The organism is Kitasatospora sp. NPDC056783 (assembly GCF_042789895.1).
In the GTDB taxonomy this organism is placed as follows: Bacteria; Actinomycetota; Actinomycetes; order Streptomycetales; family Streptomycetaceae; genus Kitasatospora.
Genome location: NZ_JBHUAF010000709.1, coordinates 1 through 1,397, shown reverse-complemented (window position 1 = coordinate 1,397; position 1,397 = coordinate 1). Strand labels below are relative to the sequence as shown.

The 1,397-nt window shown below is 73.3% G+C and carries 2 protein-coding genes; one reads left to right on the top strand and one right to left on the bottom strand.

Annotated elements, in window-relative coordinates; genetic code table 11:
* Positions 1-59 precede the first annotated feature (59 nt).
* Entirely contained in the window at positions 60-428 is a 369-nt protein-coding gene (locus ACFRMQ_RS40780) for a hypothetical protein (protein ID WP_380735987.1), read from the bottom strand.
* A gap of 196 nt (positions 429-624) precedes the next feature.
* On the opposite strand from ACFRMQ_RS40780, the gene ACFRMQ_RS40775 reads away from it, so the two are divergent.
* Entirely contained in the window at positions 625-1,317 is a 693-nt protein-coding gene (locus tag ACFRMQ_RS40775; RefSeq protein ID WP_380735986.1) for an SDR family NAD(P)-dependent oxidoreductase, read from the top strand.
* The last annotated feature ends 80 nt before the right edge of the window (positions 1,318-1,397 follow it).

Sequence of the window (1,397 nt, the reverse complement as noted above, 5' to 3'; positions counted from 1 at the left end):
CGTACGGCCTTCGGCGCTCGTACGGCCTTCGGCTGGCGGTGGCCGTCGGTGGAGCGCGCTCACAGCCCGTCGTCCGGGCGTCCGGGCGGCGCCGTGCGGCGCGGCACCACGGTCATCGCCCCGAACGTGCCGCGGAAGTCGCCGGCCCGGCCGCGCGGGTGCTCGCCGCGCGGCGGCGCGCTCTCGGTCGGGCCCTCGTCCGGCGTGCTGCCGAGGGTGAGGGTGAGCCGGCCCGTGTCGTCGGCGCCGATCCGGCCGCGGATCACCGGGAGGCGCTCCACGATCCGCGAGGAGGCGGTGGCGGGCGCGTGCGGGGCGGGGTTCTCCGCCCTGTGCGGCACGGCCCGCCGCAGCCCGTCCCGGGCGGGTGCCCGGCGCGTCTCCCGGTCCGTCCCGCCGACGACCCGGGTCCGTGAAATCGTCAGCAAGGGAATTCCCTTCGGTCTGCGCGGTACCGGCCGGAGCGAAGTTTCGAAGATCCGCCAGGCGGTCGGCAATCGCACCACCGGAACTCCGTCAGATGCGCGGACGACCTGACAGGAAACCCGGCCTTTCGTTGCCGCCCGGAGGAGTTGGGGGCAGCCTCAAGGTGAATGGCGACGCGAGAAGAAAAGGGGAACGTCGATGTCGACACGATTCGCCGGCCAGGTCGTCCTGGTGACGGGGGGCGGAGAGGGAATCGGGCGGGCCGCCGCCATCGCCTTCGCCGCCGAGGGCGCCACCGTGGTGGTGGCCGGGCGCTACCTGGAGACCCTGGACGCGACCTGCGACGCGATCGCCCGCCAGGGCGGAAAGGCCGACCGGGTCGTGGCCGACCCGGCGGGCCTGGGCGAGGACGGAGCGGAATACATCATCGCCGAGACGGTGCGCCGGCACGGAACCGTCGACGTGGCCTTCAACAACGTGACCGAACTGGGCCCCACCCAGCCCGTCGGGGAAATCTGCGAAAAGGTCTGGTCGGAAACCCTGACCGCCAATCTCACCGGTGTCTGGCTGGCCATGAAGCACGAGATCGCGCACATGGAGAAGGCCGGCCACGGCGTCATCGTGAACACCGCGAGCAACATCGGCGCGCAGGGAATGCTGCCCGGGCTCGGCGCGTACGCCGCGTCGAAGGCCGCCGTCAGCGTGCTCACCCAGACCGCGGCCCGCGAGTACGCCGACCACGGCATCCGGATCAACGCCATCAGCCCCTGCCCGCTGGGCCGCGGCGCGAGCGTCGAGCAGATCGCCGACACGGTGCTCTGGCTGGCGTCCGACGACGCGTCGTACATCGTGGGCCACGACCTCGTGCTGGACCGCAAGACGACCGTGTGAACCGCCCGCACGACCCCGCGGTGCCCCGGCCCGACAGAGGCCGGGGCACCGTCGCGTTGCGCGGGGGCGCCGGCCGGCCC